Source organism: Howardella ureilytica (genome assembly GCF_054657495.1).
Genome location: NZ_BAAHYP010000004.1, coordinates 106,183 through 128,744, shown reverse-complemented (window position 1 = coordinate 128,744; position 22,562 = coordinate 106,183). Strand labels below are relative to the sequence as shown.

Here is a 22,562-nt window from a genome sequence, read left to right as displayed (position 1 = left end):
ATAATCAGGGATTTAATATAACTTTACATGTTAAGACATTCTTATCTCTAAGAACGTCAAAAGCTTTCTCATAATCTTCCATTTTAAATGTATGAGTAATTAATTTATCTATATTAATTTCTCCGTTTTCTATCATTTTTACGGAATCCTTCCAGTCATTGCATGTATCGTTATAACTTGAATTCCATGTTCCCTTAACCGTTAATTCATTTCTCAAAATCTTCCAGTATGATGCCTTAGGTAAGTTCATGTCACCGTATGGATTACCTGTAAGTACAACCGTACCGCCTTTTTTAACCGCAAGAATCGCACTTTCAAATGACTGATTGCTGCCTACACATTCAATAACGATATCGACGCCGTTTCCTTCGGTTATTCTGTCGATTTCCTCATGCATATCCGAAGATGAATCAATTACATTTTCAATTCCCACAGATTTTGTAAATTCCAATTTGCTCTTTGATCGTCCGGCAACAATAACCTGCTTTGCTTCCCTTTGTGCAATAAGCGCAGCGAGCAGACCTATTGTTCCATTACCCATAACAAGAACTCTTTTTTCCTTACTGATGCCTGCTCTTCTTGTAGCGTGTCTTGCTACTGCCATAGGTTCAATAAGAGCTGCCGTATTGTAAGGGATGTCATCGGAAAAAGTCACTATATTCCATAGAGGTACCGAAATAAATTCTGCCATACCTCCGTCACATCTTGAACCGAAATAATTGTAATTATCACATCTTGCAAATTCCTTTTCTTTACATGACGGACATTCACCACATGGAATAAGAGGGAAAATAACCGCTCTCTTTCCGATATAGGACTTATCTACATCTTCCGCCGCATCTGTAATCAGTCCGGAAAATTCATGGCCCGGTATTGTGGGAAAATGATATGTTCCGGTAGTAAATACTCTTGGGATGTCACTTGAACATATCCCGCAGGCTTTGACATTTACCAACACCTCGCCCTTTTTCATTACGGGCATTTCAACATCTTTATATTTTAATTTGCCGATATCTTCAAGTACACATGCTTTCATAATTAACCGATCCTCTTATAACATTTCTTTAACTGGTGTCCCAATCTTTCATAATTTTCAGGCAATTTCATGTAATCACCATACATATTTTTTAAGTATGTATCATAACAGGACATTGCTTTAAATTTTTTTCCGTTAAATTCTACATTTATCTTTTTATCAAATTCATGACGCACGAGCAGTTCACCCTTACCGCAGCTTGAAGAAACCGCTCCGACATAGTATGAATTCTTATATTTATATTTTTTTGAAAAATCGCCTAAAAATTTGGCAAATCTTTTTGTGCCGATAATCTGTAAAGGAAGAATTACGGGAATTTTTGCAACTGCTCTTAATTTTGTCTTTCCTTCACCTAATTGCGTATCGGCCCTTGCGGTAATCTTTTTAATTATCATACCGGTAACAAGACGACGTTCTGCATCTGCTTTATTATCCGGAAGACTGTCAATCGGAAAAACATCCATCCACAAATGCTTATCAACAGATGAATATCTTGTTTTTAAATATGTGCTTTTATCAACTATCTTTTGTACATATCCTTCAAAAGTAGTATCAAATACAAGATTATCGCCGAGCGGATATTTATTTACCAAAACTTTAAACCTTTCGTAATCAGGTCTCGGCATAACAACATCTATGTCGTCATCCCACGGAATGAACCCTTTATGCCTGATTGCCCCAAGCAATGTTCCGCCGCAAAGGGAATACTCTAAACTATGCTTATTACAAAATTCGTCGAATTTAACAAGCATATTGAACAATCTATCCTTATATTCTTTCTCACTTAATTTTACAAACCTGCTCATTTTAAACAAAACCTTTATTCCTACAAAACAAAACATCAGTTATCGCACAAAGATTTAAACAAGTCCAAATCTTCCGCGGTAGTTATTTTAAAATTTCTTTTATCTCCTTCAATAAGAGCCACTTCAATTCCACACTTAACGGCCGCTTCGCTGGATCCGTTTATCTCAAGCAATTCTTCATGTGACAAACTTCTGTTGGCATTGAGGTATGAAATGTAATTAAAACCTTCCGGCGCCTGTCCCCTAAAAAGCGTGCTTCTCTTTAACAAAGAATCCACATGTAAACCGTTTTCACTGTAATAAAACGTATCTTCTGCCGGCAGGACCGGCATTACGGCCTTATTGTCACGCAAACCGTTTATGCATGAATCAATAAGAACATCTGATACAAACGGTCTTGCCGCGTCATGTATGATTATATTTTCCGGATTGATTTTTTCCAAAGAATTCAATGCGTTTATAATTGAATATTGCCTGTTTTCTCCCGGATCCGCAAAATGTATGAATTTGTTTATGTTTAATTTTTCTATCCACTCAGAGAGAAAAGCTCTGTATTCATTCGCACATACGATTAATATTCCGTCAATATTTTTATTATTGTTAAACGTAACAAGGCAATGACTGATAACGGGTCTGTCATTTATCATTAAAAATTGTTTCGGCAGAGTTCCCATTTTCATTCTGGATCCTATTCCCCCTGCCAAAATTATTGCGATATTCATAAATAACCCCTTAATTATATTGTAATATTTTACAATATTTTAACATAAATATATCGATATTACATAATATTTAAATCATTTGTCAAAAAATAAACAAATAAGAGTTTTGTAAAATCCGTATATGAATTTTGAATAACAATGTAAATTTAATAAAAAACCCCTTTTACCGGCAGCCCGGCAAAAGGGGTACATATTAAACTATGTGTATTTATTGATCTGTTTAATTAATCAGATATATTTTCCTGTTTCATATAAAGGATATGCAGATGTAAGTTCCTTTGCCAATGCCTTTGCTTTTTCGATTTCATTATCGAATACGGCAAGCTTAATGGCTTCCGCCGTCATATCCATGTCGTGTGTATTGAAACCTCTTGTTGTTACGGCTGCGGAACCGAGTCTGATACCGCTTGTAACGAAAGGAGATGCAGGATCGTTAGGAATGGTATTCTTATTACATGTTATATTTACACTGTCAAGAATCGCCTCTACGTCTTTTCCGGTCTTACCTGTATTAAGAAGGTTAACAAGCATAAGATGGTTATCCGTTCCGCCTGAAACTATGTCAAAGCCTCTGCTCTGTAATCCCTCGCAAAGCGCCTTTGCATTTCTCTTTACATTCTTAGCATAAAGCTTGAAGTCATCATGAAGAGCTTCCTTAAGACATACTGCTTTTGCGGCAATAACATGCATGAGAGGACCGCCCTGTGTTCCCGGGAATATGGACTTATTAAGCTTATGCTCGGCTGCAAATTCTTCAGATGAAAGAATCATACCGCCTCTCGGTCCTCTGAGAGTCTTGTGAGTGGTTGTTGTTACCACATCCGCAAACGGAATAGGGCTCGGATGCTCACCGCCTGCCACAAGACCTGCAATATGAGCCATATCGACCATAAGATATGCTCCTACTTCGTCCGCAATGGCTCTAAACTTAGGGAAATCAATAGTTCTTCCGTATGCGGAAGCTCCGGCAATAATTAACTTAGGTCTGCATTCCTTGGCAATACGGAGAACCTCATCATAATCAATGAATCCTTCCTCATTAACGCCGTAAGGAACGACATTGAAATACGTACCGGAAATGTTAGCGCCTGAACCGTGTGATAAATGTCCGCCGCAGTCAAGGCTCATTCCCATATATGTATCACCCGGTTTCATCAATGCATAAAAAACCGCAAAATTTGCCTGAGCACCTGAGTGAGGCTGAACATTTGCATATGTACAACCGAAAAGCTCCTTCGCTCTTTCTATTGCCTGCTGTTCAACAACATCAACAAATTCGCATCCGCCGTAATAACGCTTACCCGGATAACCTTCGGCATACTTATTGGTAAGGTGGCTTCCCATTGCCTCCATTACTCCTCTGCTTACAAGGTTCTCTGATGCAATAAGTTCGATATTATGTCTTTGTCTTTCAAGCTCATCTTCCATGGCTTTAGCGATTACAGGGTCGAATTCTTTAACATAATCAAATGAATACATGTTTACTCCTTTTTAATTATCTCTCAATAAACTTTTTGTATTTATGTTCATCATAAACTACATCAAGTTCTCCTATCCATTCCGTAGGTCCGTCCTTTTTACAAAATCCGTCTTTAAACACATACAGACCGTCATTCTCATCAAGCTCGAATATTCCGCCGAAATTATAAGAATGAAGTCCCATTTCAATTGAATCACATATCATTGTCCACATGGTATTGTAAGCAGGTGACATGTTTCTGCATTCACCGTTGCTTGCACCATATATATACCACATTTCTTTATTATATGGAAATGCTATTGCTGTTGACAACGGTTTTCCTTCAAATTCAGTCACATATATTCTAATGTCGGGAAATGCATCAATAAGTCTTTCAAAATAGTTTTTAGGTCTGTATGTAATTCCCTGTCTTTCCGCCATGATAATTGTCATATCATAGAATATATCGAGATCTTCAGGGGATCTTCCGTATCTTGTGGAAACGCCCTTTTTTATGGATTGTCTTACGGAATATCTCGTATTCTGTCTGAATTCCTTAAGAACTTCTTCGCTTGTTTTATCCTTAATGTCCAAAATCATGTCATAACGGGGCTGGGAAAATGACTTTATGGGTGTTTCTCTGCTTCTGAATTCATAACCCGCGTCTCTGTAAAGGTTCACAATATTTTCATCATATTTATACGCGGGATCAATTCTTAATAAAAACGAATTTCTTGCTTCAATAACAGGTTTTGCTTCTTCGATAAGCCTTTTTGTTAAGGCGATGTCTGAAAAATCCGAAACAGGTCCCCTGCTTGCATATGAAAATGAAGCGCCGTCGACGGCTTCGACAGACAATATTGACAAAGCCGCAATAATGTTATTGTTTTCTTCAAGATATACATAATCACTTTGCCAATTATTTTTAACACGGCTCCAGTTCATGTCCTGAGTGGCCCTGCCGTATGGTGAAGTTCTGATGAAATTCTCGTAGCGGGCAACATCGGCTGCGTTTGATTTATCTAATATGGGCATTACTTTTCCTCACTTGTAATAATATTTATATGAAGATCCTTAAGTTGTTTCTCATCAACCACATTAGGAGCATCCGTAAGAAGGCATGATGCATCCTTAACCTTAGGGAATGCTATTACGTCTCTGATACTTTCGCTTCCGCTCATAAGCATAATCAGCCTGTCAAGACCTATGGCAAGTCCTGCGTGAGGAGGCACGCCGTACTTGAACGCATCAAGGAGAAATCCGAACTTTTCATTTGCTTCTTCCGTGGAAATGCCTAGAGCATTAAACATCTTTTCCTGAACGTCGCTTTGATGTATTCTTACGCTTCCTCCGCCCAGCTCAATACCGTTAAGGACTATGTCATACGCCTTAGCCCTTACATTTGCCTTGTCGTTTAAGAGATTGTCCACATCCTCATCAAACGGCATTGTAAACGGATGATGCATTGCGATAAATCTCTCTTCCTCATCTGACCATTCAAACTGAGGGAATTCCGTAACCCAAAGGAATCTGTAATCATCCTGCTTTCTGAGTCCCGCTCTTTCCGCAAGTTCAAGTCTCAAAGCTCCCAGAACGTTAAATACAATCTTATCCCTGTCTGCGGCAAATAATAACAAATCTCCCGGTTTACCGTCCAAAGCGTTTATTAATTCATTTAACTTATCTTCTGAAATGAATTTTGCAAATGAGCATTTAATATCTCCCGACGGCTGTATCTGAATATATGCCAATCCCTTAGCTTCGTATCCTTTTGCGAAATCAACAAGAGCATCTATCTGCTTTCTTGACATGTCTCCGAAACCTGTGGCGTTTATGGCTCTTACGGACTGTCCTTCCGTATTGGCCGGACCGTTAAATACAATAAAATCCATGTCCTTAACAATGTCGGATACGTTCTTTAATTCCATGCCGAAACGGATATCCGGCTTATCGGATCCGAATCTGTCCATCGCCTCTCTCCATGTCATTCTTTGAAGGGGAAGTTCAACTTTAACGCCTAAGATATTATTAAAAATCTCGGCGATAAGTCTTTCCGTAACATCCATTACGTCATCTGCTTCAACAAAGGACATTTCAAGGTCCACCTGAGTAAATTCAGGCTGTCTGTCGGCTCTCAGGTCTTCGTCTCTGAAACATCTTGCAATCTGCATATATCTGTCGAATCCCGCGCACATCAGCATCTGCTTAAACAATTGAGGCGACTGCGGAAGGGCATAGAACTCTCCCGGGTGCACACGGCTCGGAACAAGGTAATCTCTTGCACCTTCAGGCGTACTTTTTGTAAGCATCGGTGTTTCGATATCAAGAAAGCCTTCTTTGCTTAAGAACTGTCTGATAAGTGTTGTAACCCTGCTTCTCATAATGATATTGTCTCTTATGTCACTTCTTCTGAGATCCAGTGTTCTGTTCTTTAATCTTATTTCCTCTTTTGTATCAATACCCGGCTCTATCGGAAAAGGAGGCGTTTCGGAAACCGATAAAATTCTCAGGGACTCAGCCTCTATCTCTATCTCACCGGTTTTCAAATCTTTATTTACGGCACCGCTTCTCTTTACAACGTTTCCCGTAACGGCAATAACATATTCTGAACGAATACCGTTGGCCTTTTCAAATACTGCGCCATCAGACTTGGTCTCGTCAAAAACTATTTGAACAATGCCGCTTACGTCTCTTAAATCAATAAATAATAATGAGCCCAGGTTTCTTCTTTTTTGAACCCATCCCATAACCGTAACTTTTTCACCGACATTATTTATACTTAATTCGGCACATTTATATGAGCGTTTAATGCCCTGCATTGACTCCTGCATATTTTCCTCCATACAAATAAGAACTGTATTAAAGTATACATGATAGTTATAAATTTTAATATTATATTTTATATTTAGTTATATTGATCAAGAAGTTTATTCTTTCTGTCAATCATTTCATCAACTCTGTTTATGTACTGCTCTACGTTTTTTACGTTTTCGGCTCTTTCTATCCGTCCGTTGTCAAATATACACTTAGTTGACGAACCGGCTCCGAAAGCGATTATTGACTGAACCTCTTCCATTATGAAAATATTATACAGACACTCAAAGCCTTCCTTTGAGTACCCGACATTTTCAAGATTGCCGGTCATATTCTGCTGTCTGTACATGTAATACGGCATCATATTCAATTCTTCCGCGGCGCTGCCGAGTATATCCTGATATTCGTCCGTAGAAATATATTCGTAATTATTATATAAAGATTTGCTTGTCGTAAATGCAGCGGCCCTTTTAAAGCTCAAAGAATGCATTGTTATACTGTCCGGTGCAAGCTCCTTAAGACACTCTGCCGTTTTTAAAATATCGTCCCTTGTTTCCCCTGGAAGTCCGAGGATAACATCCATATTTATATTGTCAAATCCCAGTTCTCTTGCGAGACAATACGCCGCATAAACATCATCCGTCGTATGATTTCTTCCTATTATGTCCAGTGTTTTTTGATTAAATGTCTGTGGATTAACAGATATTCTTGTAATGTTATGTCTTTTCAAAACTTCCAGCTTTTCTTTGGTTATACTGTCAGCTCTTCCGGCTTCAACCGTATATTCCAAAAGATCAGAAAGATTGTAATTATTCTCAACACATAAGAGTATTTTTTCCAACTGAGATGCATTGAGAGCTGTCGGAGTGCCTCCACCCATATATATGGAATTGATGTTCTTATCTGACAGCCTGTCTTTAAATGCTTCAAGTTCAACACAAAGCGCATCCACATATCTGTCCGCTAAAACACTGTCATTTAATACTGTTGCAAATGAACAATATGCACATACGGACGGACAAAACGGTATGTGTATATACAGACTGATGCTGTTTTTGTCGGATAATTTATCAATTATAAGCTTTTCCTTTTTTGCAACCTCATAGGCAAGTTCAGACTTTTTATCCGAAATTAAATATCTTTCCTTTAAAATATCCGTAACTTCTTTTTTGTTATCACATTTATCGTTTAGAAGCGCCATTGCTCTTTTAGAAGGTCTTACTCCCGTAAGAAAGCCCCATGGAAGCTTTTTTCCCGTATATTCCATGAGGCTTTCATATAAAGATTTTTTAAAAATATCGTGAATCTCACCTTTAGACTTGCCGAGAGTTTCTTTATATTCAGGCAAGAATGCGTCAAGACGACAATGCAAACAATCATCTGAAAGATAAAACACTTTTTTATCTTCCGAAACTGAAGATAAATATGAATCATTTTCCGATTCTCCGCTGTAAATAACCTTGGAACCGGTAAAAAAAGCTCTTAATAACAATCCTGCATCGTCAAAAAAATTCTTATCTTTTAAATATACGTTTATAAGATTTATATCAGAACCATGCATCTCTTACTCCCTTAACGCTCTTGGCTATTTTAACGATGTCGTCCGGTTTCATGTTCTTGGAAGTGATTGTGATCTCCGCGGTACAATATGTTGATTTATTAAGTTCCATGTCCGAAACGCTTTCATACCCCTGTTTTTGTGTTACTTCTATATTATTAACTTCAACATTGTAATTCAGCAGGCTCTTGGCCACGGCAAAAACAACATCGTCAGAATCCGCAACAACCCTGAAAGGAATTGATGATGTCTTAAGAAGATACTTTGTTTCTATTCTTCTTGATACGGTCATAACGATAAATATTCCGGCGGTTCCCACAATACCTACCCAATAATTTCCGATACCGATGGAAAGACCGATTGCGCCGGCTGTCCACATTTCCGCAGCCGTAGTAATACCGTTAACACTTGATCTCTTTGATACGACAATAACAGATGAAGCAAGGAAACCGAGACCGCTTACGATTTGCGCACTCATTCGTCCGACATCGTTACCGCCGATCTTATCAAACATATATTGTGACGTTATGCTTATAATGGCCGATCCGACACATATAAGCATGTAGGTTCTCATGCCGGCAGGCTTTTGCGCCTTTCTTCTTTCAAGTCCGAGAATCCCGCCGCATAAAGCTGCAAAGACCACTCGCACTACGGTAGATACATAATTTAAACTTTCCATGTATGAAACAAATGCGTTCCATGCTTCCATATTACAATTTCTCCAGATTATTATGTGTAGTATTTTTTTACGACCCTCTCCAGAGTCCGCAAGGACTTATAATACCGATTATAAATATATTACGGGTTTACAATTCGGAAATAATAATATTGTGTCCTTTTTCATATTCAATGGTTGTAGGTGAACCGTGTCCCGGCAGTACAAGGGTGTTAGGCGGAAGTTCAAATAATCTCTTAAGGGAATGTTTCATATCTTCATATGAACTCGTCTCAAAATCCGTTCTTCCGTGAGTTCCGCGAAAAAGAGTATCACCGCTTAACAGAATCGGATTTGGATTATTGTCTATAAAGAAACAACAGCTTCCGCTTGTATGCCCCGGCGTATGAATTACCTTAATATTCATTCCGGCATAATTTAAAATATCTCCGTCGTTAACATAAATATCCGGCTCTACGGTAACTTTATGCCTTCCGAACTTATCGGAATGATTCAATGAAACATTAGTGATTAATTCCTTTTCGTCAGCATATGAAACTGCCGGAATATGATACATTTCTCTTAAAAAATCCACACTCATTATATGATCAAAATGACCGTGAGTCAGTAAAACGGCTGCCGGTGCCGCGCCGCTTTCATTAATCATATTAACGATGACGTCGGGATTAAATGAAGGATCCGTTATTATACATTCATTAGTATCCTTATTAATGACACAATATGTGTTGTTGTCAATCATACCTGTTATACAGGATGAAACTTGTATATTTGCCATATAACCTCATTTCAAAATAATCGTACAATGTCCGAGTATTGTTAAAGTTAAAATTTCGATTGTTTTCAATTCAGAAAACAATTATTGTACAATCATTGTAAATAAATTTATTAATTATCTTACTCTCGTTACTTCCGTAACTCCGTTAACATTTCTGATTCTTGCTGCAATCTTTGCAAGCTGATCCTTATTCTTAACTTCAAATCCGAAATTAAGAGTCGCAATGTCTTTTTTATCTGTTCTTACGTCTATTGACTTAACGTCAATATTTTCGTCCGAGAACACTTTTGAAACATCAATGAGAAGTCCGACACGATTGTGGGCATAAACGCTGATTTTTGCACTGTATGTACCCTCAATCTTACAAGCAGACCATTCGGCGGGAACAAGTCTTGCACGCTCCGATTCAGGGAAATGCTGTATGTTGGTACAATCAGTTCTGTGAATCGTAATACCTCTTCCCTTTGTTACGTATCCTATGATTTCATCACCGGGAACCGGATGACAGCATTTAGAAAGATGAACATCGATACTTCCGAGCTTATCAATAAGAATGGTGCTCTTTTTACCGTCTGCCGCAGGGGCAACATTTACATGCTTTTCTTCTATATTATTAATGATATCTTCATCGGTTATGTGAGAACGGATATCCTTATCTCTCTCTTCAAGAAGTTTTCCGACAACCTGTCCTTCTTTAAGACTTCCGTGTCCTATGGCGGCAAGCAGCGCATTCCAGTCTGAAAAACCATACTTATTAATAGCTTTTTCAAAGTATTGAGGCTTGTTAATCGTTGTACTGTCAATTCCTTTTGATTTACAGTATTGCAGTATCTTATTCTTGCCTTCTACTATGTTTTCTTCCTTGAATTCCTTCTTAAACCACTGCTTTATCTTATTTTTAGCCTGTGTGGTTTTAACAATACTAAGCCAATCGCTGCTCGGTCCTTTAGAATTTTGAGAAGTAATAATTTCAATTCTGTCACCGTTTTTAATCTTGTAGTCAATTGGGACTATTCTTCCGTTTACTCTTGCCCCCACCATGGTATTGCCTACCGCTGAATGAATGCTGTACGCAAAATCAATAGGAGTCGAACCCACCGCAAGATTCTTAACGTCACCTGAAGGAGTAAAGCAATAAACAGTATCGGAAAGGAGACTTAAATCAGCCTTTACGGAGTCGACAAATTCCTTATTGTCGGACATTTCTTTCTGCCATTCAAGAATCTGACGAAGCCAGCTAAGCTTTGTTTCAAGAGAGTCTTTGGCAGGTACTCCAGTATTGCCTTCCTTATATTTCCAGTGAGCCGCAATACCGTATTCTGCTGTTTTGTGCATCTCTTCGGTTCTTATTTGAACTTCAAACGGCTGTCCTTCACTTGACATAAGAGTAGTATGAAGCGATTGATACATATTAGGCTTAGGCATGGCGATGTAATCTTTAAATCGTCCGGGAATCGGCTTATACATATCATGAATAACGCCGAGAGCCGCATAACAATCTTTTTCAGTCTTTACGATAATTCTTGCGGCAAATATATCATATATCTGATCGAGAGTTTTATTCTGTGTTACCATTTTCCTGTATATGGAAAAATAGTGCTTTACTCTTCCCGTAACCACCGCATCAATATGGTTATTTTCCATATGCATGGCAATTTCTTTTTTCACCTTCTCCATAAAAGCTTCTTTGCCCGGTCTTAGCGTATGCACTTCCTGTCTGAGGCTCTTATAAACATCAGGGAGAAGATATCTCATTGATAAATCATCAAGTTCAATTTTAATTTTCGATATTCCGAGTCTGTTTGCAAGAGGAGAATAAATGTCCATGGTCTCTCTTGACTTCTCAATCTGCTTTGCGGGTGATTGATATTGAAGAGTTCTCATATTGTGAAGTCTGTCTGCAAGCTTAATAAGGATAACTCTGATATCCTTTGCCATGGCAAGAAACATTTTACGCAAATTTTCCGCCTGAATATCAATTTTATCCTGTTTATACTTTAATCTTGTAAGTTTTGTTACGCCGTCAACGAGGAGCGCCACTTCCTCGCCGAACTCTCTTACGATATCCTCGTTTGTCACTTCCGTATCTTCAACCACGTCATGAAGAAGGCCGGCAATAATTGTTTCTTTATCAAGTTCAAGCTGAGCAAGAATTATTGCAACACAAATCGGATGAATAATGTAAGGTTCTCCTGATTTTCTGAACTGTCCTACATGTGAATCAAATGCCATCTGATACGCTTTCTCAATATCGGAAAGATCCTTGGAAGGGTGATATCTTTTTATGGTATCAAATAATTCATCATGTAAAACCTCCGGGGGTGTATAATCCGCCGGAACGTTGTTCTTAAGATTATCGCTTACATTCTTTGTTTTTTCTGTATTTCCTGGCATAAACATCACCTCACGCATATCTATCTTACGAAATAAATTTAGTATATAATATACAACCTTTATATATACACCGTCAAAGAATAAATAAGATTTATTTTATTTACGATTTTTTTTTGATATAATTAAAGACAATTATGTCAATTTGTAAATGAAACGTGGTGTTAAAATGAATTATTCAGAGCTTAAACTATTTGATGTGGCTAACGGTCCTGGCATCAGAGTTACGCTATATGTATCAGGATGCACACATCACTGTAAGGGCTGTTTTAACGAGGTCACATGGGATTTTAATGCAGGCAAACCATATGACGATTCAGTAACTGAATCCATAATAAGCGCAATGAAAGAGCCTTATATTTCAGGTATTACTATACTCGGAGGAGAGCCGTTTGAATATTCCAATCAGGAGGGTTTGCTTCCTTTGTTAAAAAAGGTTAAAGAAACATATCCCGAAAAAGATGTATGGTGCTTTACCGGATATCTGTTTGATAAGGATATTATTGATGTTATGACGAAAGAGTCACCGTATACGTCCGAATTATTGAAATATACGGATGTAATTGTTGACGGTCCTTTTATCGAAGAACAGAAAAATCTGATGCTTAAATTCAAAGGATCGGCAAATCAAAGAACCATAGACGTAAAAAAGTCGCTGGAAGCGGGACATGTTATAGAAAGGGAAGGTTATGAGTCTTAATAAAACAGTCATCAACTTTAAAAAATTAAACGATGAGGCAAAGGAACCCCTTACCGGTTCCGAGTATGCGGCGGGATCCGACCTGTTTGCACTTGAAGAAGCCGTAATAAAACCACATGAAACAGTCTTTATTCATACAGGCATTGCCATAGAAATTCCCGTCGGTCTTGTCGGCCTTGTATATGCAAGAAGCTCTCTTGCATGTAAAAGAGGACTTGCACCCGCCAATAAAGTCGGCGTAATAGATTCCGATTACAGAGGAGAAATAATGGTTGCGATTCACAACCATACTAATGAAACAAAACAAATTGATAAGCATGAAAGAATAGCTCAAATCGTATTTACTCCATACTATGCCGCAACATTTAACGAAGTAGATGAATTAACAGACACAGTCAGAGGCGAAGGCGGGTTCGGTTCAACCGGAACTCATTGATCCGGAGGGAATATAAATGTTATTTAACCTTGATATGCTTACGGCGCTTTTATTCGGTCTCGTAGAGGGAATAACGGAATGGCTTCCCGTCAGTTCAACCGGTCACATGATACTGCTCAATCAAATAACATCTTTTTATACAGTATCTGACGGTTTCTTCGATATGTTTGAAGTTGTTATTCAGTTGGGAGCCATATGCGCCGTAATTATTCCGTTCTTTTGGAAATTATTTCCGTTTACGAGAGAATCAGGATATGTACAGATAAAACTTTCATCATTATTGCTGTGGGGGAAAATAATAATCGCAACAATTCCCGCCGCAATAGTCGGCTTTTTCTTTGACGATGCAATAAATGCGGCATTTTACAATCCAATATCCATTGCCGTATCATTGATTGTCGTAGGCGTGATATTTATTATTGTTGAAAGATTAAAAAAGGGGAAACGGGTCCGAGTCAGCAGATTAAGCGACATAACATTTCTTATGGCATTTGTTATAGGAATGTTTCAAATGATTGCTGCCGTATTCCCCGGAACCTCCAGATCCGGAATAACCATTATTGCCATGCTTTTAATGGGATTTTCAAGAAAACTTGCCGTGGAATTCACATTTTTACTTGCCATACCGGTAATGTTCGGAGCAAGTATCGCAAAACTTGTGAAGTTCGGGTTTCATTTTACACCGAACGAGGCTCTGCTGCTGCTTATCGGTATTGCGGTTGCCTTCTTTGTATCCATATTTGTCATCAGATTTATAGTAGGATATATAAAGAAGCATACCTTCGTTGTATTCGGATGGTACAGAATAATACTCGGTATCGCCGTAATTGTATTATTTAAAATGTTCTTATAAAAAATGCGGACTGCGTATCAATTGATACTCAGCCCGCATTTTCATTTTGTAAACTTATCGAAAACAGACTAAAAAATAAGACCCAATAAGTAATTGAAACTATATGCAATCCGAAAACATTTATTTTATATGTTGAAATTAAAACAAATTATATTTTTTATTCAACGTATTAAGCAAGCCTTCAACACCTCTTGAAATATCATCATATGTGGCGTCAAAGTTTCCGGTATACCACGGATCGGCAACGTCTCTGTCTTCACCGGCATATTCCATAATCTTATGTACCTTACCGTCATAGTCGGAATCACCTGCTATTCTGATTATACCGGCAACATTCATTGAATCCATTGCAATGATGTAGTCAAAATATTCATAATCAACCCATGTCATTTGTCTGGCTTTATGCGGCGTTACCGGTATATTCATTTCCTTCAGTTTCCTGACGGTACCCCTGTGTACCTCATGACCTATTTCCTCACGACTTGTACCTGCGGAGTCTGTTTCGAATTTATCCGCTATCCCCTTTTCTTTTATCATGTAGTTAAATATTGATTCTGCCATCGGGGAACGGCAAATGTTGCCGTGGCAGACGAAAAGTATTCTTATCATATAATATTTCCTTCCTAAGACGCCGCAAAGTGCCGTGTTCTGCGCTTCTTTGCTGGGTTTCTTCTTCTCTTTCAAATGTACACCATGCACCGGAAATTCCGGTAGTAAAGCTTCAGGCGGCAATGGGCGGCAGGATGTGGTATACTGCGGACATTCAAGAGCCGTTTCCCCAGAGGGAAAAATGCCGGCCTGGCAAATGTACATTTTTTTATCTGTTTTTTCAGTTTACCATGATACCGGAGACGACAAAAGACCCGGGAAGCATTTGCATAGTATCCATCTATCATCGGCTCGGGCTTCGGCGGCCTGCGGCTTTCCAATATACTTTGAAAGCAGGCATACACATCGCCTGTCATCGGGATACGGCGGGTGCCTGCGTTTGTCTTTGTTGTTTCAATGATATACCTGCTGTCGCCCCTTCTCTGCAGCTGATGATCCACGTTCAGAATCTGCTTCTCCATATCAAGATCTTTTACCGTCAGACCGCAGAACTCTGAAATCCGAAGCCCCGTATGAAACAGAATATAAAAGGCTTCGTAGTATTTGTAGTAGCATTTATCGTCATGGACAAATTTCAGGAACTTTTCCATCTCCTTCTTTGAAATTGCTTCCCTTCTCCCACGGTCATCGATCAGCACCGACGCCATATGAAAATCGAAATGAATCAGCCGGATCACTTCATCGTCTACCTCCATCTGAAACGCCGGTCTCAGGACTCCACGGATGGTGCGAATCGAGCTGTAGCTTTTTCCGGAATCCTGCAGCCCGATCACAAACAGCTTCGCGTCAGAGCGCTTGATTGAGGCAATCTTACGCGCCGAAAAATCCTGCTGCTTCAGGGTATTCACCACTGTCTGGTATCCCTTCGGTACTGTTTTTCCATATCACGCAGGGAAAGACAAGGCTTCTTTCCTGCAGGCAGGGGATCATTTGCTTCCAGCCGCCAGCTGTAAAAGAAATGAGCCTTGCCGTACCTCGTCACCTATATCTGATCTGTCCCGGCTTCCGTCTGATTTACATTTTCGATAACAGACGATTCCCCGGACCATTCTTCCGGCTCCGGAATCTCTTCGTCACCGAACTTCACAGGATAATCTATCAGCACGTCATTCCCTCCTTCCCGCGTCAGGGCATAATAAAAGCGCCCGCCGAAGCAGACGCCTGAAAATCAATATATACATAAACTGGGATTTATCGAATTCTAAATAAACTGCACTGTCACTCCATTTGGGTCTTCAACAAAAAAGAATTTCGCATGTGGATTCGGTGCAATAATCGGTGTTACATGTAATCCTTTTGCAATAAGTTCTTCACGCTTCGCTTCAACATCATCTACATGAAATCCCATTGATATACCACTACCCTTATATGCCTTTTGAGGATCATCAATTAGTTCAACCTGCGTGTCTCCCTTATCTTTTGCCAGAAATACTATGTTTCCGCCGAACTCACGAAAATCATTTTGAACATTTAATCCTACAACATCTTTGTAAAACTTAATAGAATCTTCTAAACATCCTGTATAAATTGTTACATGTACCATTTTCATTGAAAAGTTTCTCCTTACAAATTATGATTTTCCTCTACTATATCAGAAATGAGTGACAGAATCTTGAACAAAATCAACGTCCTCCGCTTCGGAAATTCTGTGATCTCGCTGCTCGGACAACGATTTCGTCAATCCTCTCCTGGCCTATATACACAGGGATCACTGTTGTCCCACCGGAAACTGACGCCACCGCCGTCTTTACGATCTCCGCCAGCTTGTATGTACCGACCACGGCCTCCAGACCTGCTTCGCCTCCGCCGAGATACCTTCCTCCTGCCATTCCAAAGATAGTCGGGCTGTTCAGTATATACGCATCGTCCATAGCCTTCCTGTACCAGCTGACACTGGTATGCGGAACCGACGGCGGATCCAGCGAGAACTTTCCCGACAGGGAAAAATGCGGCAGCTTAATCCTCGGAAACTCGAGCCTGCAGCCTGAGAAAAATCCTTTAATCCGCTCCAGACCTTCGCTTACCACAGACTTTGCGCTGCTCATCATATCGGAAAACGCTGAACTGATTCCGGCAAGCCTCGTCTTTACCGTAAAAAGCGCATCTCCGAGTTTTCCTCCGGTCAGGGTGTTAATCGTGTTAAATCCGGCGCTCCAAAGAGCCTTATAGCCTTCCAGCGCCGTTCCAATCACGCCTTTGATGCCTCCTCCTTTCTCGTTGATGGTTCATTTGATGTTCTCCCACGCTGTAGAAGTGTTGGATTTTACATCCTCCCACGCGGTTCCGATATTCGTCTTGATCGTCTCAAAAGTAGTCCCAGCGGTAGTCTTGATTCCTTCCCATGCAGATGACAAGCCGCCTTTGATCCCTTCCCATGCGGTTCCGGCCGCGGATTTGATTCCCTCCCAGGTATCGCCAAGAAAGCTCTTGATGCCGCCGAATACAGTCTCTGCCATACTCTTGATGCCATTCCACAAGCCTTCAAAGAAACTTTTAATTCCATTCCATACAAAATCTTGGTTTATTACGAGGTTTCGAAAAAGCCTGCATCCCTTATAAAATCAGCATTCCGTAGCAATTCAACGACCTTGACCACCACTTGACGACCACTCGTTGGGCCACTTCATTTCATAATGATTTCAAACTATCCCTTCACGGATATTCCGAAACGAAGCTTCGTAGCCTGCAGTCCCCATAAATACTACGTTCCGCCAACAATCTGCGAATCACCAACAATGTGCGGATAATCCGATACTTCACTTAAAACGTAAGTAACAAGATACGCATAAAGTTACAACCTAAAAGTTTACTCATTATGCATCTTCCGCATTTCCTATGTCGTGTGCGTTAGGTGAGGCCTATGACCTTGATTGCTACTGGCATATCTAAAAATGGACAAAAAAACTTCCGGTCCAGTGGACCAGAAGTCATGAAAGCATCTTAGCAAAAAAATAGAGCCATATCACATTTCTGCAACAACGCTCCGCAAAAGCACACGCTTTTTCTTTATAGCTACATATTATTGTTTTCCGGATCCTCTGTCAAGTACCAAGCCTCAATTATTTTTCAGAAAACCAAAAGCAGATCTAATCATATCATGGCCTTGATAATAATCAGCATGCTTGTCCACCATATCCGTCAAATCCTTTAACTTAGCTTTTCCTTTGTTCAATACCCCCGCACTTGTTACTGTGTTATGATGAACATACAGTAAAGTAACTATCTGCTGAATCCTTGCATTACTCATCTTCGACTTACGTGTATTCTTTGAAATACCTTTAATAGCAGATAAAGACCTCATAACATCATCACTGGTATTATATTTTGCACTATTAGGTGTCAAATCATTTAAAACACAACTACTGTGTGCAGAAGCATTCCTAATCTCTTTACATGCCATCAACTGATACCATGTATTTTGCATTTTCTTATTCTTATATCGATCAGCGCAAAATCTATAAAAGGATAGTAACTGGCCAAACGGAACTATCTCAATAAAAGCCCATATTGGATAAGCATCTTTATGTTTATCTATAATGGCTCCACAGTATATACTATTTACATTTCTCTCTATTTCAGACTCGGCACGACTTCTTCTATTATTATCTAATGAGTCAAAATAATCCTTTATAATAGTGTATCCATCTTCATTGTGAGCCTCAGCTTCCCTCATAAGCTGAAGCTTCGCATGATGTTCAATATCCAATGCCAAATGAACGATGGTATATCTCAAAGTCATATCTATAGTTGCCAAATCTTTTAAATATGCAAACTCTAAATCGATATACTGTCCTTCGAATTCTCCCGCTGGATGCTTGGGATAATTCTTTCTAAAAGCAGCCAATTTAAAATAGTTATTATTATTCTCCAAGTAATCAATTGCTTCTTTTTCAGAAACAATATTAAATTTGATTCCCTTGGATTTCATATGCTCTATCAGCTGCTCAGCCGATTTCAATTCTTTCTTAGTCTTTCCCGTCATTTTTCATCCTATTTCAACTGATCTTTCAAATTTTCAAAGCTTTCCAACGCACTCTGCAGATTCTCGATTTCTCTTTCAAATGTACACCATGCACCGAAAATTCCGGTAGTAAGACCCTCAGGCGGCAGTGTGCGGCAGAAACCGGTTTACCCTCGGCATTTCACAGCCGTTTTTTTCGGACGGAAAATGCTGCTATAGCAGACGTACATTTTTTATCAGTTCAGAACACCTCTTCCGACCTTACTTGATTATAACAGTCTCTCTTTTATATTCCGGTAAATACTCTTCATACCATTCTTATAAAAAATCGTCATTATCAGATATTTTTTCCATCAAATTGTATCCTCTGCGAATCGTAATCTCCTCCGAAAACGGAACCGTATCCTTTTCGAATGATATTTCACGTTCTCCGGCTTCAAAGATAATTGCGCGCGTCAGCCATACTTCATATTTCAACTCACCTTTTATACTTACTTTCTGTTGTTCATTAACAAGTTTTACAGAAGTAATTACTTCGTTAACCGGTGTAGATATCATTTTAACATTTGAAAAGGCAGATTTTTTTTTGATGTCATCAGAACGGTATAATTTTGAAACAGCCATGTCATCCTTTTCACCGTAATAGTCAACAGACTCCTGTATATTTGTTAATGCAAAAACCTCATCACCAATGTACAATCCGACAATCTGTGTAACACTATTCGTAAAGTCAAATGCATCACATTTATACTTATTGAATTTCTTTCCTATCCAACTTTGAATTAAAGCAGAATCAAATCTCATATCAATAGTTACCATAACCCACTGCCCATTTTGCCAAATCCAAGAACTCTTTTTATCAACTATCTACTTGACATAAATCCCATAAAAAACTATAATTAAAACACTTGTTTGGAGGGTGTTCGTATCCTCAAATATGTCCCCTTGAGTGTTGGTAGCGCTCAAGGGGATTTTTATTCGTCTACCCATTCCATTTCCTTTTCACATTCCCAGAAAGTTTTCCCATCAAACAATGGTTCTTTTAGAAAAGCATCCAAACTCGCAGGACGATCTAATCCTTTTATACTCCATAAAACGGATGCTGTTGGTTCCCACTGCTGTAATTCAAAATAATACGTTCCATCATCCAGATTATATCCTTGCGAAAAATACTTTTTTCCATGATAGACATATATAACCTCTTCACCATCTAAGAGTTTTTCAATAAACTCGTCAACATTACCATTAATCATAGTTCAGCTCCTTTAAAAAACTTTTTATAGTGTTTGTAAAGTTTCGAGTTTCTGTGCATTCGAATCGTTGTACGCTCAAACTTAGGCGTTTTACTTTGGCTAAATTCCTTTCCATAGACATGGTAGTGCAGGACCTTGGCTAACCCTTTTCCAACCTTTGGTTCTCGGTGATACGCAATTTCAATTTTGAGATTATGATCTTTGTCATAAATACGCATAGTATTAAATGTTTCATCTTTGTTCATTTTAAGATACGCAAAACTAGAATGAGATGATTCCGGAAGGCCATGCTTACCAGATCCTTCTACACCTTTTAATACTTTGACACCATTAAACTTTCCACCTGCAAAAAATGAAGTATCCGCTTCATAAACATAAGGTACAGGATTTCCTGCAGCAAATGTACCTCTACCACCCATTAGCGCACCGCCTTTCTGGATTTCTGATAATCCACAACTACAAGATTACCATCCATTTCATTGAAAGGGTCACCTAAGCAAATGATACCAACCAATACCAGTAGCCAAATTTTTTCCAAAGATAAGACTCGTTTCTTCTGGCGCTTCTTCTTACTCTGTCTATGTAGTTTCTCATCAAGCGCATAGTAGCGGATAGCCAGAAGAAGGAACTTAATAATGCCAACTCATAAAAAGCTAGCACTTTTTAGTATTGTCCCATATATAACCCTAACTACTATTAGAGATTCCAATTTTTTGCTAAAAACCAAATTGGATAATTTTTCATCTCATCGATCTGATCCTTGCTGAGTTTTTTTATAGCACGTTTTGCCAATCCCTTTTCATTAAGTACAATAGCAGTTCCTAGTTGTATAGATGGATCCATGTCACTATTTGAAATTATAGCGTAAAGTTTATCCTGTTCCTCTTCAGAAATACTATTTCCTTTCCGTCGAATAATTTGATTTCTGTTGATTAAACGAATTGTATCTCCTATATAATCCATGTCCGGTCCACAATTATCTATCTTCATCTGCATTTTTTCAGCAGCATCGAGAAATCTTGAATCTCTTGACTTATCATATGCCTTGATAAAATTCAGCATAACAAAATTAGCTCTTTCCATCTGGTACTGCTCTTTGCAATCTACAAAACAACCATCTACAACTTTATCAAAATCAATATTTGCAATTTCACTCAAATCTCCGTCAGCCAAGATTGCATACTGAGAAATCGGCTTAAACTCTTCATCCCCGACCTTCATAACTAAAGGAAATTCTTTATCAAAAAAATCATAAATATTATAAGTTCCCTGCTTTTCGTCAATTTTCTCAAAAATCACCATGAAACCTTTACCATTTATATTCAACGATACTATCGGTGGTAAATTATCTTTAAGATGATTTACTGATTTATGATAGATAATTGCATCTACTAATCGCGAAAGATTCCTAAATTCTTCTGTGTTTAATTGTGAGATGTTAATATCACCATCATATCGTAATGAATCAAACATCTTTACTGCATCTTGCAATTTAACCAACTGTTCTTTGGCAGATTCCACGTCATAACTAGCACAATTAAAACCCACTTTATCAAGATCAATTTCCATTGAGCCTATTTTTACAACTCTTGACTCAATTAGTTCCAAAAAGAATTCCAAATCACGGGCTTGTTTGCGAATCCATTTAGAGGGCGTGAACTGTATTGTAGATTTCTCCTCTTTTATTGATTGGTCAAAAAACAATCCCTCTCCAATCTTGATGCGAAATCCTTTTTTGCTTCTATTTACATTACAGCCATCAAAAAACACTCTATTACCGATAGATATCTTCATAGGTACATATCTGCATATGAACTTTTCGACGGCAATCCCTTCAAGTGGCTGTAAAATATCTGTACCCTTAATCTTGGCGTATAAATATGTATCCTGCGATAAAAAGGCATCCTCTACATCTTTTGACAGCCCGTATCCAGTTACTGATATAGTGATGTTTTCTAAGACACCAGCATCCTCAAGTTCTGTTAATGTTTTAAGCTTAGAATCGATTTTTACAACACTTTGTTTTTCGCAATTCTTTAGAAAATTAATAAAAATAGATGCCTTATAATCATCATCTGCCGGAAAAGACACAAGATTAATGATCTTTGTCTTTTGCTTCTCTTTTAGTGAATCAATTAGTTGCTTCAAAAAAACAGGTGTTAGTTCTTTATAAAATATTTTTCTCGCAACTTTCGAAACAAGTACAACAATAAAAATTACGCCACCATCTATTAGATATCCTCTCAAATCAGTTGTATCAACGGGATATGAGATTCTATCTTTACCCATTTCTTTGTTACCTGCCTCTTTTCCTTTCAGTTGAACGGCCACTCTCCCCTTAAAGCTTTTCTTACCTTTGCTCTTGTCATCATAGATATATACATTCCCATCGAAAAAAGGTTCCTTATCATTACTCGCAATAAAAGGGTCCAAATGCATAGAAGTAATCACACTATCCGTAAATGCATTTACCGCCATAATCTCTATGCTCTTGGTATCCAAATCTTTCACCT

At 38.6% G+C, this 22,562-nt stretch carries 25 protein-coding genes; 3 read left to right on the top strand and 22 right to left on the bottom strand.

All coding sequences use genetic code 11. The annotated features are described in order from the left end of the window. Nucleotides 1–4 precede the first annotated feature (4 nt). From ACYQ1N_RS03275 to ACYQ1N_RS03230, 10 genes are all read right to left on the bottom strand, one after another. Entirely contained in the window at nucleotides 5–1,036 is a 1,032-nt protein-coding gene (locus ACYQ1N_RS03275; RefSeq protein WP_459832700.1) for a galactitol-1-phosphate 5-dehydrogenase, read from the bottom strand. Nucleotides 1,037–1,038: 2 nt separating this feature from the next. Continuing rightward, complete coding sequence (locus ACYQ1N_RS03270; protein WP_459832698.1) at nucleotides 1,039–1,842, bottom strand: LicD family protein; 804 nt, start codon at nucleotides 1,840–1,842, stop codon at nucleotides 1,039–1,041. Nucleotides 1,843–1,877: 35 nt separating this feature from the next. Continuing rightward, a complete protein-coding gene (locus ACYQ1N_RS03265) occupies nucleotides 1,878–2,564 on the bottom strand; it encodes an IspD/TarI family cytidylyltransferase (protein WP_459832695.1) in 687 nt (228 codons plus the stop codon). A 228-nt stretch (nucleotides 2,565–2,792) separates the two neighbouring features. Continuing rightward, nucleotides 2,793–4,043 (bottom strand): serine hydroxymethyltransferase, encoded by a 1,251-nt coding sequence (glyA, locus tag ACYQ1N_RS03260; protein ID WP_459832693.1) that lies wholly within the window; start codon nucleotides 4,041–4,043, stop codon nucleotides 2,793–2,795. A gap of 16 nt (nucleotides 4,044–4,059) precedes the next feature. Continuing rightward, nucleotides 4,060–5,058, bottom strand: coding sequence for a lipid II:glycine glycyltransferase FemX (locus ACYQ1N_RS03255; protein WP_459832690.1), 999 nt, complete (start codon nucleotides 5,056–5,058; stop codon nucleotides 4,060–4,062). Then, a complete protein-coding gene (aspS, locus tag ACYQ1N_RS03250) occupies nucleotides 5,058–6,854 on the bottom strand; it encodes an aspartate--tRNA ligase (RefSeq protein WP_459832688.1) in 1,797 nt (598 codons plus the stop codon). The genes ACYQ1N_RS03255 and aspS overlap by 1 nt, the downstream gene beginning before the upstream one ends. A gap of 74 nt (nucleotides 6,855–6,928) precedes the next feature. Further along, nucleotides 6,929–8,398, bottom strand: a complete 1,470-nt coding sequence (gene hemZ, locus ACYQ1N_RS03245; protein WP_459832685.1) for a coproporphyrinogen dehydrogenase HemZ — start codon at nucleotides 8,396–8,398, stop codon at nucleotides 6,929–6,931. Beyond that, nucleotides 8,385–9,104, bottom strand: a complete 720-nt coding sequence (locus ACYQ1N_RS03240) for an MgtC/SapB family protein (RefSeq protein ID WP_459832683.1) — start codon at nucleotides 9,102–9,104, stop codon at nucleotides 8,385–8,387. The genes hemZ and ACYQ1N_RS03240 overlap by 14 nt, the downstream gene beginning before the upstream one ends. 97 nt (nucleotides 9,105–9,201) lie before the next feature. After that, nucleotides 9,202–9,846, bottom strand: coding sequence for an MBL fold metallo-hydrolase (locus tag ACYQ1N_RS03235; protein WP_459832681.1), 645 nt, complete (start codon nucleotides 9,844–9,846; stop codon nucleotides 9,202–9,204). A gap of 114 nt (nucleotides 9,847–9,960) precedes the next feature. After that, entirely contained in the window at nucleotides 9,961–12,240 is a 2,280-nt protein-coding gene (locus tag ACYQ1N_RS03230; protein WP_459832679.1) for a RelA/SpoT family protein, read from the bottom strand. Nucleotides 12,241–12,406: 166 nt separating this feature from the next. Between ACYQ1N_RS03230 and nrdG the strand changes: the two genes are divergently transcribed. The 3 genes from nrdG to ACYQ1N_RS03215 are packed head-to-tail and all read left to right on the top strand — an operon-like array spanning nucleotide 12,407 to nucleotide 14,226. Beyond that, nucleotides 12,407–12,937, top strand: coding sequence for an anaerobic ribonucleoside-triphosphate reductase activating protein (gene nrdG, locus ACYQ1N_RS03225; protein ID WP_459832677.1), 531 nt, complete (start codon nucleotides 12,407–12,409; stop codon nucleotides 12,935–12,937). Further along, a complete protein-coding gene (gene dut / locus ACYQ1N_RS03220) occupies nucleotides 12,927–13,373 on the top strand; it encodes a dUTP diphosphatase (RefSeq protein ID WP_459832674.1) in 447 nt (148 codons plus the stop codon). The genes nrdG and dut overlap by 11 nt, the downstream gene beginning before the upstream one ends. A 16-nt stretch (nucleotides 13,374–13,389) precedes the next feature. Then, nucleotides 13,390–14,226: an undecaprenyl-diphosphate phosphatase gene (locus ACYQ1N_RS03215; RefSeq protein WP_459832672.1), complete on the top strand. Its 837-nt coding sequence runs from the start codon at nucleotides 13,390–13,392 to the stop codon at nucleotides 14,224–14,226. A 138-nt stretch (nucleotides 14,227–14,364) separates the two neighbouring features. On the opposite strand, the gene ACYQ1N_RS03210 is transcribed toward ACYQ1N_RS03215, so the two are convergent. The 12 genes from ACYQ1N_RS03210 to ACYQ1N_RS03155 all read right to left on the bottom strand — a co-directional run bounded on the left by ACYQ1N_RS03210 (nucleotide 14,365) and on the right by ACYQ1N_RS03155 (nucleotide 22,551). Further along, nucleotides 14,365–14,910 (bottom strand): low molecular weight protein-tyrosine-phosphatase, encoded by a 546-nt coding sequence (locus ACYQ1N_RS03210; RefSeq protein ID WP_459832669.1) that lies wholly within the window; start codon nucleotides 14,908–14,910, stop codon nucleotides 14,365–14,367. Continuing rightward, complete coding sequence (locus ACYQ1N_RS03205) at nucleotides 14,907–15,530, bottom strand: site-specific integrase (RefSeq protein WP_459832667.1); 624 nt, start codon at nucleotides 15,528–15,530, stop codon at nucleotides 14,907–14,909. The genes ACYQ1N_RS03210 and ACYQ1N_RS03205 overlap by 4 nt, the downstream gene beginning before the upstream one ends. 149 nt (nucleotides 15,531–15,679) lie before the next feature. Next, on the bottom strand, nucleotides 15,680–15,817 hold the full coding sequence (locus ACYQ1N_RS03200; protein WP_459832665.1) for an integrase DNA-binding domain-containing protein: 138 nt from the start codon (nucleotides 15,815–15,817) through the stop codon (nucleotides 15,680–15,682). Then, nucleotides 15,818–15,940, bottom strand: coding sequence for a hypothetical protein (locus ACYQ1N_RS03195; RefSeq protein WP_459832663.1), 123 nt, complete (start codon nucleotides 15,938–15,940; stop codon nucleotides 15,818–15,820). A 96-nt stretch (nucleotides 15,941–16,036) separates the two neighbouring features. Then, the gene (locus tag ACYQ1N_RS03190) at nucleotides 16,037–16,384 is read right to left on the bottom strand and encodes a VOC family protein (protein ID WP_194611086.1); all 348 of its coding nucleotides are present in this window, start codon (nucleotides 16,382–16,384) and stop codon (nucleotides 16,037–16,039) included. A 73-nt stretch (nucleotides 16,385–16,457) separates the two neighbouring features. Next, entirely contained in the window at nucleotides 16,458–17,027 is a 570-nt protein-coding gene (locus ACYQ1N_RS03185; RefSeq protein ID WP_459832661.1) for a hypothetical protein, read from the bottom strand. Nucleotides 17,028–17,060: 33 nt separating this feature from the next. After that, a complete protein-coding gene (locus ACYQ1N_RS03180) occupies nucleotides 17,061–17,291 on the bottom strand; it encodes a hypothetical protein (protein ID WP_459832659.1) in 231 nt (76 codons plus the stop codon). Nucleotides 17,292–17,890: 599 nt separating this feature from the next. After that, nucleotides 17,891–18,817 carry an Abi family protein gene (locus tag ACYQ1N_RS03175; protein ID WP_459832657.1) on the bottom strand — a complete coding sequence of 309 codons (927 nt, stop codon included), beginning with the start codon at nucleotides 18,815–18,817 and terminating at the stop codon, nucleotides 17,891–17,893. A gap of 297 nt (nucleotides 18,818–19,114) precedes the next feature. Continuing rightward, the gene (locus ACYQ1N_RS03170; protein ID WP_459832655.1) at nucleotides 19,115–19,615 is read right to left on the bottom strand and encodes a hypothetical protein; all 501 of its coding nucleotides are present in this window, start codon (nucleotides 19,613–19,615) and stop codon (nucleotides 19,115–19,117) included. Between the two features lie 155 nt (nucleotides 19,616–19,770). Next, complete coding sequence (locus ACYQ1N_RS03165) at nucleotides 19,771–20,049, bottom strand: hypothetical protein (RefSeq protein WP_459832652.1); 279 nt, start codon at nucleotides 20,047–20,049, stop codon at nucleotides 19,771–19,773. Beyond that, on the bottom strand, nucleotides 20,046–20,468 hold the full coding sequence (locus ACYQ1N_RS03160) for a hypothetical protein (protein ID WP_459832650.1): 423 nt from the start codon (nucleotides 20,466–20,468) through the stop codon (nucleotides 20,046–20,048). Before ACYQ1N_RS03160 ends, ACYQ1N_RS03165 begins: the two co-directional genes overlap by 4 nt. A 277-nt stretch (nucleotides 20,469–20,745) precedes the next feature. After that, a complete protein-coding gene (locus ACYQ1N_RS03155; RefSeq protein ID WP_459832647.1) occupies nucleotides 20,746–22,551 on the bottom strand; it encodes a hypothetical protein in 1,806 nt (601 codons plus the stop codon). Nucleotides 22,552–22,562 lie beyond the last annotated feature (11 nt).